We start from the raw sequence: 16,196 nt of genomic DNA on the forward strand, positions 1-16,196 counted from the left end.
CGCTATTGTTTTAGCTTATGAGATTTTTAATTTTAATAAAAAGCTCCGTTTATATGGATAATATCTCCAGTTATATAACTGGCTTCATCTGAAATTAAGTATCTAACAAGTCCTGCAATTTCTTCTGGTTTTGCAAATCTATTTGTAGGAACTTCACTTTTTAATTTATCAAGTTCATTTTCTGTAAAATCATTTTTCATCATATCGGTTTCTACTATGCCAGGAGCAATAGCGTTTACACGTATGCCAGAAGGGGCAAGTTCCTTTGCCATAGACTTTGTAAATGTATTTATAGCCCCTTTACTTGTAGAATAAAGAGCTTCCATGCTAGCTCCAAAATCTCCCCAAATTGAACTCATATTTATAATAACTCCTTCGCCTTTTGATATCATATTAGGAATAGCCCTCTTGCTGCTTAGAAATACTGAATTTAGATTGGTATTTATAACATCTTTCCATATATCAAACTCTATATCTTGTATGAGGGAGAAGTGGGATATACCAGCATTATTTATGAGTATATCTACATTAGAAAAATTTTTCTCAGTTACATCAAACATCATATTAACTTCATCTTCTTTAGATACATCTGCTTTTATAGCTATAACATTCGGATTTGTTTTACGTAGTTCATATAAAAGTTCAAATGCTTTTTTTTTACTGTTGTTATAATTTATTACAATTTTATATTCATCATTAAGCCTTCTAGCGATTGCAGCACCAATTCCTCTAGAAGAACCTGTTATTAATACTGTTTTCATAATTATGATTATAACATATGGGTATAAAGAGATAAAGATTATAAGGAGTGATTTATTTAATGAAATATTATGATTTAAATGATGGCAATAAGCTTCCAGCTATAGGTTTTGGAACGTATAAGATAACAGATGAAAAAGATATGGATGTTGGAATTTCCTCATCCTTAGATGCAGGATACACATATTTTGATACCGCTAAGTTTTATGAAAATGAAAAGTTACTTGGAAAATATCTTAAGTCATACGGAAAAAATAGGAGTGATTATAAAATAGCTACCAAAGTTTGGCCGAATTCTTATGGAGCCGATAAAACAAAGAAATCTTTGGATGATTCTATGAAAGACTTAGGTGTTGATTATCTAGATGTAGCTTTGCTTCACTGGTATGGAAAAGACTATAAAGAAACTTGGGAAGTTTTTAAGGAGTACAAAGATCAAGGAATTATTAAAACAATAGGAGTTTGTAATTTTTCTATAGACCAATTAACTGAATTGCTTGATACTGGAATCAAACCAGCTATAGATCAATTGGAAAGTCATTTGCATTTACAGGATAAGGATACTAATGAATTTTTAAAAGAAAATAATATACTTCATCAAGCTTGGAGTCCGCTAGCTCGTGCAAATAGTGACTTATTAGGAGAGAAAGTATTACAAGAGATAGCTGATAAATATGGAAAGAGCCCTGCCCAAGTTGCTTTGAGATGGAACATAGAGCGTGGGGTTATGGTTTTAGTAAAATCTGTTCATGATTATAGAATTAGAGAAAATATAGATATATTTGATTTTGATCTTACTGATGAAGATATGAACTCTTTAGCAAGTATTGATAAAAAGTCTAGATATTCTTCAGATCCTGAAGATAAGGTGTGGCTAGAAAAGATTCGTAATATGTAAATACAAAAAAGGAACCATCATTATGATTGGTTCCTTTTAGTTAGATTGTATTGATAAATTATTTTCTTTTTATTGCGTATAGCCCTGCTGTTGCAATTGATAGGCTAACATAAACTCCTGTTAGATTTGATATACCAGTTTTTGGATTGTTTGATTTTCTAGATATTTTTTTATTGATATTTGTAGATTTTTTATTAGTTCTATTTATTTTTTTATCTTTTCTTATATTAGATTTTGGTACTTTTTCTCCTTTAATTTCTTTAGAAACTTTTGTATTATTTTCGACTTTTTTTGCTAAAAATTCTACGCTTGATAGTCTAGTATTTAATACCTCAATTGCAGCATCAAGCTCTTCTTGACTTGTGTAAGTGTTATTTAAAACTTCTTTTGCGCTAGCTAGAGATTTTTCATATAAATTTAAATTGTCTTTATTATCTACTGGTTTATATTTTTCTACTTCACTTATAAAATCAGCAAGTTTTGCTTTTGTAATACTTCGATCATTCATATTTGGGTTTGCTATAAAATCATCTGTTTTATTTATTGTGTAATGATCAATTATTTTTCCATATGGATCCATGGTTTCTAGTTTGAATTGATTTTTATTAAATGTAAAATGTGTTAGTAATTGGTTTCTATCATCCAAACTTTTATTTACTAACCATTGTTGCTCACCAATTGGATTATAGAACTTACTTCCTGATGCAGAGGCTAGTGTTAAAAATAAGGTTCCACGTGGATTTGTAACTTCTTTTCTATTATAGTCTAGACCTATACCATCGACTACAATTTTTCCGTTTTTATATATTTGGTTATTGTATATACTTGTATAGTTATTTTCGACTTTAGCATTTTTATCAGATTCTTTAATTCCGTAAGCTTTTTCAAATTCTAACGCTTGTTCTCCGGCTAGCATTTGTTTACTTCTTGCATATATGTGATCATGGCCTCCAAGTACTATATCTATATCATTTTCATTAAAAATTCTTACTAACTCATGACGTCTTTGAAGGATATCTTTATCTTCAGTATGAGTTGCTGTTGAGTAAGGAGCATGGTGGAAACTTACAACTTTCCATGAGAAGTTACTTCCACGTTTTTTTGTAGCTTCTTTGATAGCTTCTTCAATGAATGTTTTATGCTCTAGTGAGTTTTTGTTATTTGTATTTAGATTTAAGAAAAGTGTATCACCATATGTGTAATAGTAGTCTCCAGGAATAAATGTTTTTGTTCTATCATCATTTATATTTAAAGTTTGACCATATTCTGTTAAATTTGGTTGATAAAAATGATCTGCAAATGCTGTATTTTCCTGACTAGTATCATTTTTATCTACTTTTAACTCATGATTACCTGCTATAGTTGAAAAAACTCTTTCTCTAAATATTGGGTTATTTAAGAAATAATCAAATTCTCCTTCAAATCCAGCTACTTGTACATTATCTCCCATTGAATAGTAGAAAGATGGATTGATTTCTCTTGCTTTCTTTAATGATTTTCCAAAATCAATTATGTCTTGATCAACTTTTCCTTGAGTATTACTATCAAGCCCAACTGATTTCCAGACACTATCTCCTGATCCTATTTGTGGATCTCCAAAAGCGACAACGTCAAATTCATTATTTTTGCCAAAAGATTTAATTTTTAAAGTATAAACATCTGATTTGTAGTTTCCTGTTTGAACATAATAAGTATAAGTATTTCCTGGCCTTACATTTGCAATTGCAGTATATGTGCTGTAGCCATTGGAATCACTTGTTTTTCTTGATTTTATAGATGGATAAGTTTTGCCGTCGAAGATTAAATTTGAATTATTATCTACATCTCCTTTGGCAAACCAAGTTATAGCTACTTCATTTTCATTTTGACCCATATTTACGACAATGTCTTTTATTGGTGTAGTTATAGCTTTTAGATTATTATCTGCATAAGCTCCACCAGATTTTCCATATTCGCCATTGGTTTCTTTAAGATTTTTCTTAACTTCTGGGTCAATATTTATTATATTTTTATCTTGACCAAAAGTTTTTCTATCTGTGCTTTGAGCTCTATTAGAAATATCTGTTCCATCATCTTCTCTTAATGAACTTTCATTTATTTCATCGTTAAATTCATAATCTTTGGCAGATTCTGTTGGAAATTCAATGTCATTATCATTTTGAGGATTTTCTTTATCTGATTTTTTTTCTAAAGATTTATCAATATTAGTATCTACTTGCTATTTGCTCTCAACTAGATTCGTTTCTGTTTGCTCTATTTTTTCTGTTGCATATGAATTACTAGTAGGTAATAGGGTAGTAGCTGTACTAGCTATGATTAGAGCAACGATTAATTTATTATTATTTTTCATTAGTTTTTCTCCTGAATATATAAGTGATATTTTAATTGTATAATAAAAACACCTCTATCAAATAGAGGTGCAATGTATTTTTAAATTTTAGTTTTTATTTTTCTTGCTTGCAAACAAACCAGCACTTGCTAGTGATAATGTTGCATATACACCAGTTAGGGCACCTATACCAGTTTTTGGATTGTTTGATTTATTTGCTATTTTATTACTTGATTTACTTGCTATTTTTTTGTTTGATTTTGGAGCTTTGATTGATGTTGTTGCTACCTTTTTAGATTTTTTGCTAGTTTTATTATCTACTACTTTCGTAGTATTTTTATCTGCTTTATTATCTGTTTTATCAGCAATATTTTCTTTATTGTCTATATTATCTTTATTTTCTTCTATAAATTCAACTGATGATAATCTAGTTTGTAGTGCGCCGATCGCAGCATCTACTTCTTCTTGACTAGCTGTTTTTGAATTTAATACTGTTTCAGCTGATTGAATTGCATCTACATATAAGCTTACATTTTCATTATCTGAAATTGGTTTTAAATTTTTAGCTTGATTTATACAAGCTTCTAGTTTATCGTTAGAAACTTTTGTGGTATTCATATTAGGATTATTGATAAATTCATCAGTTTTATTAATACGATATCTATCGACAACTTTTCCAGATTGATCCATTGTTACTAGACTAAAGTGGTTCTTGCTAAATGTTAAGTTAGAGAATAATTGACTTCTATCGTCTAGACTTCTAACAACAAACCATTGATCTTCACCGATTGGATTATAGTATTTTGAACCAGCAGATGTAGACATTGTTAAGAACATTGTTCCACGTGGGTTTGTTACTTCGTATTTGTCATAGTCAAGATTGATTCCATCTACTATTACTTTTCCATTTTTATAAATTTTATTATTATATGTTTTAGAGAATCCTTTTTCTATACCAGCGTTTTCATCACTAGGTTCTGTACCATATGCATCAACAAAGCTTAGTGCTTGTTCTCCAGCAACCATTTGGCCAGTTCTAGCATAAATGTGATCGTGTCCATTTAGTACAACATCGATGCCATTATCATTAAAAATTTTTACTAATTCTTTTCTTCTAAGTAGTATATCTACATCTGAAGTATGTGTTGCTGTAGAATATGGAGCATGGTGGAATGATACAACCTTCCATGAGAAATTTTTACCATGATCTTTTGTAGCTTGCGCTATAGCTTGTTCAATGAAAGCCTTGTGTTGATTAGAATCTATTACATTTGAGTTAATATTAAGGAAAAGAGTATCTCCATATGTGTAATAGTAATCACCAGGTATATAAAATGGTGTACCATCTTCATTTATTCTTGAAATAGAACCAAGATTACTTTCATTTGGTAGATAAAAATGATCAGAGAATGTTGTATTTTGTTGAGTGGAATCTTCTGGATCTATATATGTTTCATGATTTCCTACAACTGATGAGAATATTCTTTCTCTAAACATATCATTATCTAAGAAATAATCATATTCAGCTTCGTATCCTGCAATTTCTACATTATCTCCCATTGATAAAAAGAAGTGTGGATCTGTTTTTTTTGCTGTTTCTAGTGTTTTTGCAAAGTCAACTTTATCTTGTTCAATTTTTGCTTGAGTGTTCTTATCTAAGCCAGCAGCAGACCAAACACTATCGCCAGATCCTATTTGAGGATCTCCAAAATAGGAAACATTAAATTCATTATTTTTACCTAAAGCTTTAGTTTTTAGTGTATATTCTTTAGACTTATAAGAACCAGTTTCCACATGATATTTGTAGCTTTTTCCTGGTGTAATACTTACAAGTGATGTATATGTACTATATCCATTTGAGTCACCTGTTTTTCTTGATCTTATAGGAGTATAAGCTTTACCATCAAATATTAATCTTGAATCTTTATTAACATCGCCTTTTGCAAACCAAGTAATAGCTACTTCATTTTCATTTCTGCCTGGATTTACAACAACATCTTTAATGTCTGTTGTTATTGCTTTAAGGTTATTGTTAGCATAAGCTCCGTCTTTTTTACCGTATTCTCCATTAGTTTCTTCTAATTTTTTGCTAACTGCTGGATCTATATTTGTGACGTTTTTATCTTCTCCAAATGTTTCTCTTTCAGTTTCTGTGGCTCTATTAAATTTATTTGTTCCATCAGATTCTCTAGTGTTTTTTTCATTTTTAGGGAAGGTTACTTCATCATCTTGAAATTCAAAAAAATCTTTTTCAATTTTTTTATTTATTGATTTTTCGTCTTCATTAGAATTATTTTCACTAGATTGAGCTGAATCTAAGCTTAGATTATCACTTGTTTCATTAGTTTTTACATCATCTACAATCATTTCTTTAGATTCTACATTAGCATCATCTGCAAATGAAGTTGTAGCAGGGAATACTGCACTTGTTACACCTGCAATAAGTAGGGCAACTACTAGTTTATTATTTTGTTTCATCAACATCCTCCTAATATATTTTCAAAATAATTGTAAAAGATATTTATAAAATCAGTAATATAAATGTGTAAAATATATGTAAAAATTATTAAATATATATAAAGATTTATAAATATTGTGATAAAAAAAGAACTCAAATTTAATTGAGCTCTTCTTTTACTTTATTTCTTTTCTCTTTTATATATTTATCAATATTAATAGCTGCTTTTTTACCAGCACCCATGGCAAGTATTACTGTGGCTGCACCACTAACTGCATCTCCACCAGCAAATACTCCATCTTTACTTGTCATTGTAGAGTCTTTATTAACAATTATTCCGCCCCAATCTTCTGTCTTGATATCATCATTAGTTTGTTTTATAAGAGGATTTGGACTTTGTCCTATAGAGACTATTACAGAGTCAAATTTTACTTCTTCATATTCTCCTGTTGGAATAGGACGGCGCCTTCCTGAATTATCTGCTTGACCTAGATTCATCTTTTCAAGTTTAACAGCATTAACCCATCCATCATTGCCTAATATTTCTACTGGATTATGGAGATTCATAAAATTTACTCCCTCCTCCATAGCATGGTGGCTTTCTTCAATTCTAGCTGGCATTTCATCAAAGCTTCTTCTATATACAACAGTTACATCTGCACCAAGTCTTTTAGCTGATCTTGCTGCATCCATTGCTACATTTCCTCCACCTACAATGCATACTTTTTTTCCTATATGCACAGGTGTATCATATTCTGGAAATTTATATGCTTTCATTAGATTTATCCTTGTTAAAAATTCATTTGCAGAGTATACACCATTTAAATTTTCTCCATCTATTCCTAAAAATGATGGTAGTCCTGCCCCAGTTGAAATATAGATTGATTCAAATCCTTGGTCGAATAAATCATTTAAGGATATTGTTCTTCCTACTATAGTATTAGTTTGAAGTTTAACACCTAGTCCTATAACGTTTTTAAGTTCTTTTTGAACGAGTTCTTTTGGTAATCTAAATTCTGGTATACCATACATTAATACACCACCAGCCGCATGAAAAGCTTCAAAAAGTACTACTTGATAGCCCATTTTTGCAAGATCAGCCGCAGCAGATAGTCCAGATGGTCCAGCTCCTATTACAGCTACTTTAGCATTTTGGCTTGTGACTTCTACTGGTTTATTGTAGGAATTGTTCATGTACCAATCTGCTATAAATCTTTCAAGTCTACCAATAGCAACTGGTTCACTTTTTATACCGCGAGTACATACGCCTTCGCACTGAACTTCTTGAGGACAAACTCTGCCGCATATTGCTGGAAGATTATTTGTAAAAGATATTGCGTCATAAGCATTTTCTAGATTTCCTGCTACTAAGTAATTTATAAATTCTGGGATATGAACTGAAACTGGACATCCACTCATACATGGTGCGTTTTTACATTGTAAACATCTAGTGGCTTCTTTTTGAGCCATTTCTAAAGTATAGCCTAGAGTGACTTCTTTAAAATTTTTATTTCTAATATTTGGGTCTTGCTCTGGCATCTTAACTTTTTCTTTACTCATATTTATTTTATAATCAGCCATTTCTAATCTCCCCAGTTATATTGCACACATGATCTCTTTCTTCTTTTATGTAAGTTCTAGATCTATTCATAGCTTCATTAAAGTCAATTTTGTAGCCATCAAAATCCGGACCGTCAACACATGCAAATTTCATTTCTCCATCTACACTTATCCTACAACATCCGCACATTCCTGTTCCATCAACCATAGTAGAATTCATACTAACTGTTGTAGGAATTTTATAAGGCCTAGCAACTTCAACAATATTTTTCATCATTATGACCGGGCCTATTGCTAAGATATGATCGTATTTCTTGCCTTTATTAATATTATCTTGTAAAATCTCAGTTACAAATCCGTGATAGCCGTATGAACCGTCATCTGTACTTATATATAAGTTCTCGCTTTTTTCCCTTAATTCATTTTCTAAAAGTATTAAGTCTTTATTTTTGAATCCTGTTATAACATCTACATGGGCTCCTATATCATGTAAGTACTTAGCCTGTGGGTAGGCTATAGCAGTTCCGAGTCCTCCTCCAACTACACAAACATTTTTTCCTTTTAGATTATCTAATTCTGTGGGTATTCCCAGCGGTCCTACAAAATCTAAGAATCCATCACCAGCCTTAAGTTTATCCATTCTCATAGTAGTTCTGCCTACAATCTGAACAATTATTGTAACGTTTTCTTCATCTGTAGATGATATTGTAAAAGGAACTCTTTCTCCCTTTTCATCTAATCTTAGTATGATAAATTGCCCTGGTAAAGCTCTCCTAGCAATATTTGGAGCATTGACTACAAATTTAATTGTATTTTCATTAAGATTAGTTTTTTCAATTATTCTAGCCATATAACCTCCTGTTATTATATTAGCAAAGCATTTTTTAAATTTCAATAGATATACTTAGTAATTTTTCATAAAGTATGGTAAAGTTATGTTATTGAAAATAATAATTATTATTAGTTAAGGAGGATTAATGGAGAAGAAATCTTATAAAAATAAAGAATTGCTAAAAAGGTTTAAACCATATTATAGACCTTATAAAAATATATTAACTGCTGATTTATTAGCTGCAGCTTTAACTACTGTATCAAGCTTAGTATTACCAATTCTTTTATCATATCTTACTGATTGGGCCCAGATGGGACTACTCGATGTTAGTCGAGTTACTAAAGTAGGTATTATATTTGTTTTAACTAAAATACTTGAGTTAGCTGCTAGATATTTTATGCAATCTTTAGGTCATATAATGGGGGCAAAGATTGAACGAGATATGCGCTCTGATGTATTTAATCATTTGCTCACCATGGATACTGAGTTTTTTAATGAAACAAAAATTGGTGTGTTAATGAGTAGAATTACTACTGATTTATTCGATATAACAGAATTTGCACACCATGTTCCAGAGGAATTTTTGGTAGGAGCTCTTAAGCTTATTATATCGTTTATAGTTTTACTCACTATTAATTGGAAGCTAGCACTTATCATATATGTTATTATTCCAATTATGTTTGTAGTTTCTAGTAAAAAACGTAAAGAATTTAGAGAAGCTACTTTGAATGTAAAAAAACAGATAGGAGATATTAACTCAGGGGTAGAAGATACATTATTAGGTATATCAGTGGTAAAATCTTTTGCCAATGAAGAAATTGAAAAATCAAAATTCGAAATAAGTAACGATAAATTTGTAGATATCAAAAAAGAAAGATACTATGATATGGCTGGTTTCTTTATGATAAATGAAGCCTTTTCAGGTCTGATGTATGCTATTTTGATTTTTGTAGGTGGTTATTTTGTTATTAATGACAAAATAAGTCCAGGCAATTTGATTGCATTTACAATGTATTTAAATATGCTTGTTGCAGCAATTGAACGCTTGATTAATTTTACAGATGTATACCAAGCAGGAGCTACTGGTATTGAAAGATTTGTAGAAGTTATGGATATGGATAATACTATTTTTGATGATGATCAAGCTATAAAGTTAGATGATGTTTCAGGTAAAATAGAATTTGATAATGTATACTTTAAATATCCAGAAACTAGAGAAGATGAACCATATGTATTAGAGAACATAAACTTTAATGTAAATGTGGGTGAAAACATTGCTCTTGTAGGACCATCAGGTGCTGGCAAGACAACTATATCAAAGTTAATTCCAAGATTTTATGATATAGATAGAGGATCAATTAAAATTGATGATAAGGATATTAAGGATATTACTTTAGAATCGTTGAGAGATAATATAGGTATTGTCCAACAAGATGTTTATTTATTTGGTGGAACAGTTAAGGATAACATTCGATATGGTAAGGATGATGCTACAGATGAGGAGATAATAAGGGCAGCAGAACTTGCTGGTGCCACAGAATTCATAAATGATTTACCATATGGATTTGATACTTATATAGGAGAAAGAGGAGTAAAACTTTCCGGTGGACAAAAGCAAAGAATTTCTATAGCTAGAGTTTTTCTTAAAAATCCTCCAATACTAATTTTAGATGAAGCAACCAGTGCCTTAGATAATAAGAGCGAAGCAATAGTTCAAAAGTCTTTGGAGAATTTATCTGAAGGAAGGACAACAATAACTATCGCTCATAGATTATCAACTATTATAAATGCAGATGAAATACTTGTATTAACCTACGATGGAATTGTAGAAAGAGGAAATCACAAGGAATTACTGGCTAAAAAAGGTAAATATTACAATTTATATAATAGTAATAACGAAGAATTATTTGGATAAAATATAAGGGATTTTGCATTATAGATCTATAGATTAATCGATCTATTGCAAAATCCCTTTTTAATTTGGAAACTTTGAAATCTCTGATATAATTTTAGAGAATGGAGAATTAATAAAATGAAGTTTTTTGGAAAATTTATACATGGACTTGCCACAGTTCTTGGAACGATATTTAATGTCCTGATTAATATAATGAACGTAATAGTAGTTACCTTTGAGGGCATTAGACAATTACTATTTGGAATATTTATTATAGGATGCTCAACAATTTTTATATTTCCTATAATACCGTTATTCTTACCTAAGGATGTAACTTATTTTATATTTGCAGTAATATTTATACCTATATTAGGACCCAAATTTATATCTTTATTAAGGTACTTAAACTATACAATAACTGAGTGGATGTATGATAGAGCAGACTCAATGATTACTGGAACAAAAGTAGGTTATGATAGTATTTCTGATTATTCAAATAAATATAAATATGAAAAGGAACAAGCTGAAAGAAGAGCAAGGGAAGAAGAAGCTCGTCGTCAGCAAGAAGAGATGAATCGTAAATTCGAAGAATTTGTGAGAGGATTTGGATATAGTAATCAGAGAACTTATTCTGGCGGATATCAAGGTGGCTCATATGACCAAGGGAATTTTGGTGGAAACTATTCTGGAGTTAATAATATTGGTTTTAAGGAAAAATATGAGAAATCTTGTAAGGTTTTAGGACTAAACTATGATACTGATATATATGAAGTAAAATTAAACTATAGGAAGCTTGCTAAAAAATATCATCCAGATATAAACAAGGATCCAAACGCTACTGACATGTTTACAAAAGTTAATGATGCTTACGAATTTTTAACAGAAGAAAATATTAGAAAGTATAAGCAAAATTTTAGTTAGGAATTAATATGGCTCATGAAAAATTAACTTCTATAGAAGATGCTGTTGTACTATCAGAGATAGCAGCAGATGCTGGAGCTTTGATGCTTGCAAATGGCGCAGAAATATACAGAGTTGAGGATACTGTTGAAAGGATCTTAAGGTCAAAAGAATCCATGAAAGATGTAGATGTATTTTCATCTTTTAATGTAATAATGATATCATTTAGCTATAATGGAAAGATTTATAGCAACATGAGGAGAGTTAAGGAACGCGGAAATAATCTACATTATGTAGATAAAGTAAATACCTTTTCAAGAAATTTTGCTGCAGGTAAGTATACTTTAGACCAAGCTCTTTTAGAGATAGATAAAATTAAAAAGTCAAAAAGCACCTCTACAGCTTTAAAGATTTTAGGAGCTACAGTAGCTGCAGGAGCTTATTCTATTCTTCTAGGAGCAGGTATAAGTGAGATAATATCTTCCCTTGTTGTAGGTTTTATAGGATATGTATTCTCATTATTCTTAGTTGAAAATGAACTAAATTATTTCGTAGTTCATTTCTTATATGGAGCATTAGTTTCACTTATAACTCTAATATTACACTTTTTTACAGGAGTGACTATAAATGTAGTTATAATTAGTGCTATGATGGCCTTCGTTCCAGGTATTATGATAACAAATGCAGTAAGAGATCTGATGAGTGGAGATGCACTAAGTGGAATGACAGCCGCAACCATGGCAATATTAATTTCTACAGCTCTAGCTTTAGGAGTTGCTATGCCAATAGGAATTTGGGAATATTTAATATAATGAAGTATCTATTAGAATTTGTAGTAAGTGTATTATCGTCAATAGGTTTTGGTTTGGTGTTTTCTATACCCAAGAAAACTTTGTTAGTTTCAGGCATAAATGGAGGAATTTGTTGGATAATTTATAAGTTCATATTAAATAATTTAGGTAATATATATTTGGCAAATTTTATATCTTCAATGATAATAGCAATCCTTTCAGAAATACTAGCTAGAAAATTGAGATTTCCTGCATCAGTTTTTATATTTCCGGGAATAATTAATTTATGTCCAGGTGAAGCGATATACAATACAATGAAATTTTTTATAAATAATGAAACAGTAAATGCAATAACAAGCTTTTATAAAGCAGTTGCTATAGCAGGTTCTATTGCGTTTGGAGTATTATTAGCAAGTTCATTCTCGAAATCACTAAAATCGTATAGAACAAGATCTACAAAGAGAACAAATTATTTGAGGAGAAGAAAAAAAACATGATTAAAGAAATATATTTAGCTGGCGGTTGTTTTTGGGGTGTTGAAGCATACTTTAAAAGTATAGATGGCATAGTAGATACCAAAGTAGGTTATGCTAATGGAAAAACTGATGCTACAACTTATGAAAAAGTAAATGAAACAGACCATGCAGAAACTGTTTATTTAAAATATGATGATAGGATAATAAGTCTAGAAAAGATCTTAGAATATTTATATCATATAGTAGATCCATTTAGTGTCAACAAACAAGGCAATGATAGAGGTCGCCAATATAGAACGGGGATTTATTCACAAGATCAAGATACTCTAGAACTTGTAAGAAAATTTATAAGTAAAAAGCAAAAAGAAGAAAATCAAGAGATCCAAATAGAAGTAGAAAAATTAAAAAACTTTGTAATTGCAGAAGAGTACCATCAAAATTATTTAGAAAAAAATCCAACTGGTTATTGCCATATCAATTTAAATGATAGGCCTAATATTTAATTATAATTAAAGTAATTAATTTTAAGATGACTTTAAAAATAATTACAAGTTGTATTAATGTCTTTAATCATATCATTATACGGCTTGTAATTAATATGATTTTAAATGTATTATAATAAAAATAAGATTAAGTAGGGTTATTTAGTAATAGTATATCAAAGTTTAGCATAAACAATATCTTAAAATAGAAAGACTTATAAATTAGAACAAATTTTATCTAAAGATGTCTAATAATATTAAGTGAAAAATGAAAAAAATACTAATGTATAGTTCTTACGATATAATAATTAATTTATTTTTCTTTTTTCTTATAAAAATTTTTATCTTCATTAATATAATCGTAATAATATATGTAAAATAGATTCTTAGTTACTTATAAAAATTCGTATACAAATATTGATTAATTTATTTAGCTGGAAGCATTATAAATTGACAAAAAATTCACTTTTAGTTATAATTAAATTAAGCAAAGTTCTAACGTATTAGGAAAATCGTTTTCCAAAAGAGTTGTTAGGTAATTCTTTTCAATTAAAAGGAGGTCTTTATGGAAAAACTAATAATGACAGGTAGACAAGCGGTAGAACAATTTGTAGATGATGGAGACGTAATAGCAGTCGGAGGATTTGTTGGCGCTGGTCATCCAGAACAGCTAACTTTAGATTTACAAAAAAGGTATCTAGATACTGGTCACCCAAAGGATCTAACTCTCATATACGCTGCAGGACAAGGAGATGGAGATAAGCTTGGACTTAATCATTTTGGTGAAGAGGGTTTAGTTAAAAAAGTTATTGGAGGTCACTTTAATTTAGAACCTAGACTCAAAAAATTAATAATGGAAAATAAGGCTGCAGGATATAATTTACCACAAGGCGTTATTTCTAAATTATTTAGAGAAATTGCATCTGGTTCTGACGGTTTGATAACCAAAGTGGGTTTAAAAACATTCGTTGATCCAAGAATAGAAGGTGGCAAGTTAAATGAATTAGCAAAAGAGGATATAGTTGAGTTAATTGATATCAAAGGTGAAGAACGACTTTTATATCCAAGCATGAAGATTGATGTAGCCTTTATTAGAGCTAGTTATGCTGATATAGAAGGCAATGCTACATTATCTAGAGAAGGTGTTTATACTGAAAGCTTACAAATTGCTCAAGCTACAAAAAATTCTGGTGGAAAAGTTATCTTACAAGTAGAAAATGTTGTAGAAAAAGATTCTCTTGATGCTAGATTAATAAAAATACCAGGTATATATATTGATGCTATAGTTATAGCAGAAGAAGGAAACCACAAACAAACATTAGGTACTTGGTATAACCCAGCATATTCAGGTGAGGTTAGAGAAGACCTTGATATCCTAAAACCAATGGAACTTTCAGATAGAAAAATTATTGCTCGTAGAGCTGCTATGGAACTTGTTCCTAATTCAATAGTAAATCTTGGAATTGGTATGCCAGAAGGAGTTGCACAAGTGGCAAAAGAGGAAGATCTAGACAGTATGAGATTAACCACAGAGGCTGGAACGATTGGAGGTATACCTGCTGGCGGAAATGATTTTGGCGTTACTGTAAATGCTGATTGTATTCTTGATGAACCTACACAGTTTGATTTTTATGATGGTGGAGGATTAGATGTTACATTTCTTGGTCTTGCTCAAATGGATAAAAGAGGAAATATAAACGTTTCTAAGTTTGGAGATAATATAGCAGGGTGTGGAGGCTTTATTGATATTAGTCAAAATTCTAAGAAAGTAGTTTTTTGTGGAACATTTACATCTGGCGGTTTTAAATCTCACATTGAAAATGAGAAGATAATAATAGATCAAGAAGGAAAAATAAAAAAATTTGTAAATGAGGTAGATCAAATAACTTTTTCTGGAGACTATGCTTTGGAAATAGGACAGCCAGTACTCTATATAACTGAAAGAGCAGTTTTCGAATTGACAAAAGAAGGTATAGAATTAAAGGAGATAGCTCCAGGTATAGATATAAATAAAGATATTTTAGATTTAATGGATTTTGAACCAATAGTAAAAGATGTAAAGACTATGGACGAAACAATTTTTAAAGAAGAAATAATGGGTTTGAAAAAATTAATAGAAGAAGATAATTAATATTTTATTAAAACTATAAAAAGCATTTCTTGATTTTATGTTAGGCTTACTTATTAATTTCTTATAATATTTTGGAATGAAATTAAGATAAATGGCCGGCATTAAGCTTAAAATAATAAGATGATAAAAAGGCTGTTGCATAATAAATAAATCAATTCATTATTGTTTGGAACTTTTTATGATAATTTGTTTTAATTACTTATGATCCAAGATTCAAGTTATATATGAGTTTAATCAAACAATTAAATGATAGTTATTTGTTTAATTGTAACAGCTTTTATTTTATATACATGTTTTTATTTATATAAGCTAAATAAAAATTTTGAAAAATAAATTATAAATTATATAAAAAAAATTTTATAAGATATGCAAACAAAGAAATCTAGTACTTTCTTATACTAATATTGGGTGATGTACAATATACTTAATAAAAAATAAAAAAACTGTTGACAAGGTAAAAATATCATGGTATTATATATCTTGTCGTTAAGAAACGACGAAAAACTTGATGAAATATCCAAAAAATGGGTACTCATCCATCAAATTTATATTTGATGACACAATGAACCAGATAAGCAATAGCTTATCTACAATTAAATAGTAATTAAACTTAAAGCAATTAATTTGAGTAACCTTAAATAATGATTCCAATCTATTTGTATATAGATTAGGATAAATATAAATCA

General features: G+C 29.8%; 13 protein-coding genes. 7 read left to right on the forward strand and 6 right to left on the reverse strand.

Annotated features, from left to right (window positions below; all coding sequences use genetic code 11):
- Positions 1-32 precede the first annotated feature (32 nt).
- Positions 33-761, reverse strand: coding sequence for an elongation factor P 5-aminopentanone reductase (ymfI, locus tag J2Z39_RS07400; RefSeq protein ID WP_209814578.1), 729 nt, complete (start codon positions 759-761; stop codon positions 33-35).
- A 59-nt stretch (positions 762-820) separates the two neighbouring features.
- On the opposite strand from ymfI, the gene J2Z39_RS07405 reads away from it, so the two are divergent.
- Positions 821-1,657 carry an aldo/keto reductase gene (locus tag J2Z39_RS07405; RefSeq protein WP_209814579.1) on the forward strand — a complete coding sequence of 279 codons (837 nt, stop codon included), beginning with the start codon at positions 821-823 and terminating at the stop codon, positions 1,655-1,657.
- Positions 1,658-1,715: 58 nt separating this feature from the next.
- On the opposite strand, the gene J2Z39_RS07410 is transcribed toward J2Z39_RS07405, so the two are convergent.
- The 5 genes from J2Z39_RS07410 to J2Z39_RS07425 all read right to left on the reverse strand — a co-directional run bounded on the left by J2Z39_RS07410 (position 1,716) and on the right by J2Z39_RS07425 (position 8,854).
- Positions 1,716-3,530, reverse strand: a complete 1,815-nt coding sequence (locus J2Z39_RS07410) for a metallophosphoesterase (protein WP_209814580.1) — start codon at positions 3,528-3,530, stop codon at positions 1,716-1,718.
- Positions 3,531-3,875: 345 nt separating this feature from the next.
- Complete coding sequence (locus J2Z39_RS08630) at positions 3,876-4,007, reverse strand: hypothetical protein (RefSeq protein WP_281063114.1); 132 nt, start codon at positions 4,005-4,007, stop codon at positions 3,876-3,878.
- An 87-nt stretch (positions 4,008-4,094) separates the two neighbouring features.
- A complete protein-coding gene (locus tag J2Z39_RS07415) occupies positions 4,095-6,464 on the reverse strand; it encodes a metallophosphoesterase family protein (RefSeq protein ID WP_181965152.1) in 2,370 nt (789 codons plus the stop codon).
- Between the two features lie 139 nt (positions 6,465-6,603).
- Entirely contained in the window at positions 6,604-8,025 is a 1,422-nt protein-coding gene (gltA, locus tag J2Z39_RS07420; RefSeq protein ID WP_209814581.1) for an NADPH-dependent glutamate synthase, read from the reverse strand.
- Positions 8,018-8,854: a sulfide/dihydroorotate dehydrogenase-like FAD/NAD-binding protein gene (locus tag J2Z39_RS07425; RefSeq protein ID WP_117522071.1), complete on the reverse strand. Its 837-nt coding sequence runs from the start codon at positions 8,852-8,854 to the stop codon at positions 8,018-8,020. Before J2Z39_RS07425 ends, gltA begins: the two co-directional genes overlap by 8 nt.
- A 127-nt stretch (positions 8,855-8,981) precedes the next feature.
- Here J2Z39_RS07425 and J2Z39_RS07430 point away from each other — a divergent pair, with 127 nt between their 5' ends.
- The 6 genes from J2Z39_RS07430 to J2Z39_RS07455 all read left to right on the forward strand — a co-directional run bounded on the left by J2Z39_RS07430 (position 8,982) and on the right by J2Z39_RS07455 (position 15,510).
- On the forward strand, positions 8,982-10,751 hold the full coding sequence (locus J2Z39_RS07430; RefSeq protein ID WP_209814583.1) for an ABC transporter ATP-binding protein: 1,770 nt from the start codon (positions 8,982-8,984) through the stop codon (positions 10,749-10,751).
- Positions 10,752-10,868: 117 nt separating this feature from the next.
- On the forward strand, positions 10,869-11,651 hold the full coding sequence (locus J2Z39_RS07435) for a J domain-containing protein (RefSeq protein WP_117522069.1): 783 nt from the start codon (positions 10,869-10,871) through the stop codon (positions 11,649-11,651).
- Positions 11,652-11,659: 8 nt separating this feature from the next.
- Entirely contained in the window at positions 11,660-12,442 is a 783-nt protein-coding gene (locus J2Z39_RS07440) for a threonine/serine exporter family protein (protein ID WP_209814585.1), read from the forward strand.
- Positions 12,442-12,918 (forward strand): threonine/serine exporter family protein, encoded by a 477-nt coding sequence (locus J2Z39_RS07445; protein WP_209814587.1) that lies wholly within the window; start codon positions 12,442-12,444, stop codon positions 12,916-12,918. Before J2Z39_RS07440 ends, J2Z39_RS07445 begins: the two co-directional genes overlap by 1 nt.
- Entirely contained in the window at positions 12,915-13,400 is a 486-nt protein-coding gene (gene msrA / locus J2Z39_RS07450) for a peptide-methionine (S)-S-oxide reductase MsrA (RefSeq protein ID WP_209814589.1), read from the forward strand. Before J2Z39_RS07445 ends, msrA begins: the two co-directional genes overlap by 4 nt.
- 544 nt (positions 13,401-13,944) lie before the next feature.
- On the forward strand, positions 13,945-15,510 hold the full coding sequence (locus J2Z39_RS07455; RefSeq protein WP_117522066.1) for an acyl CoA:acetate/3-ketoacid CoA transferase: 1,566 nt from the start codon (positions 13,945-13,947) through the stop codon (positions 15,508-15,510).
- Positions 15,511-16,196 lie beyond the last annotated feature (686 nt).

Origin of the sequence: Anaerococcus nagyae (assembly GCF_017874535.1) — a bacterium.
In the GTDB taxonomy this organism is placed as follows: Bacteria; Bacillota; Clostridia; order Tissierellales; family Peptoniphilaceae; genus Anaerococcus; species Anaerococcus nagyae.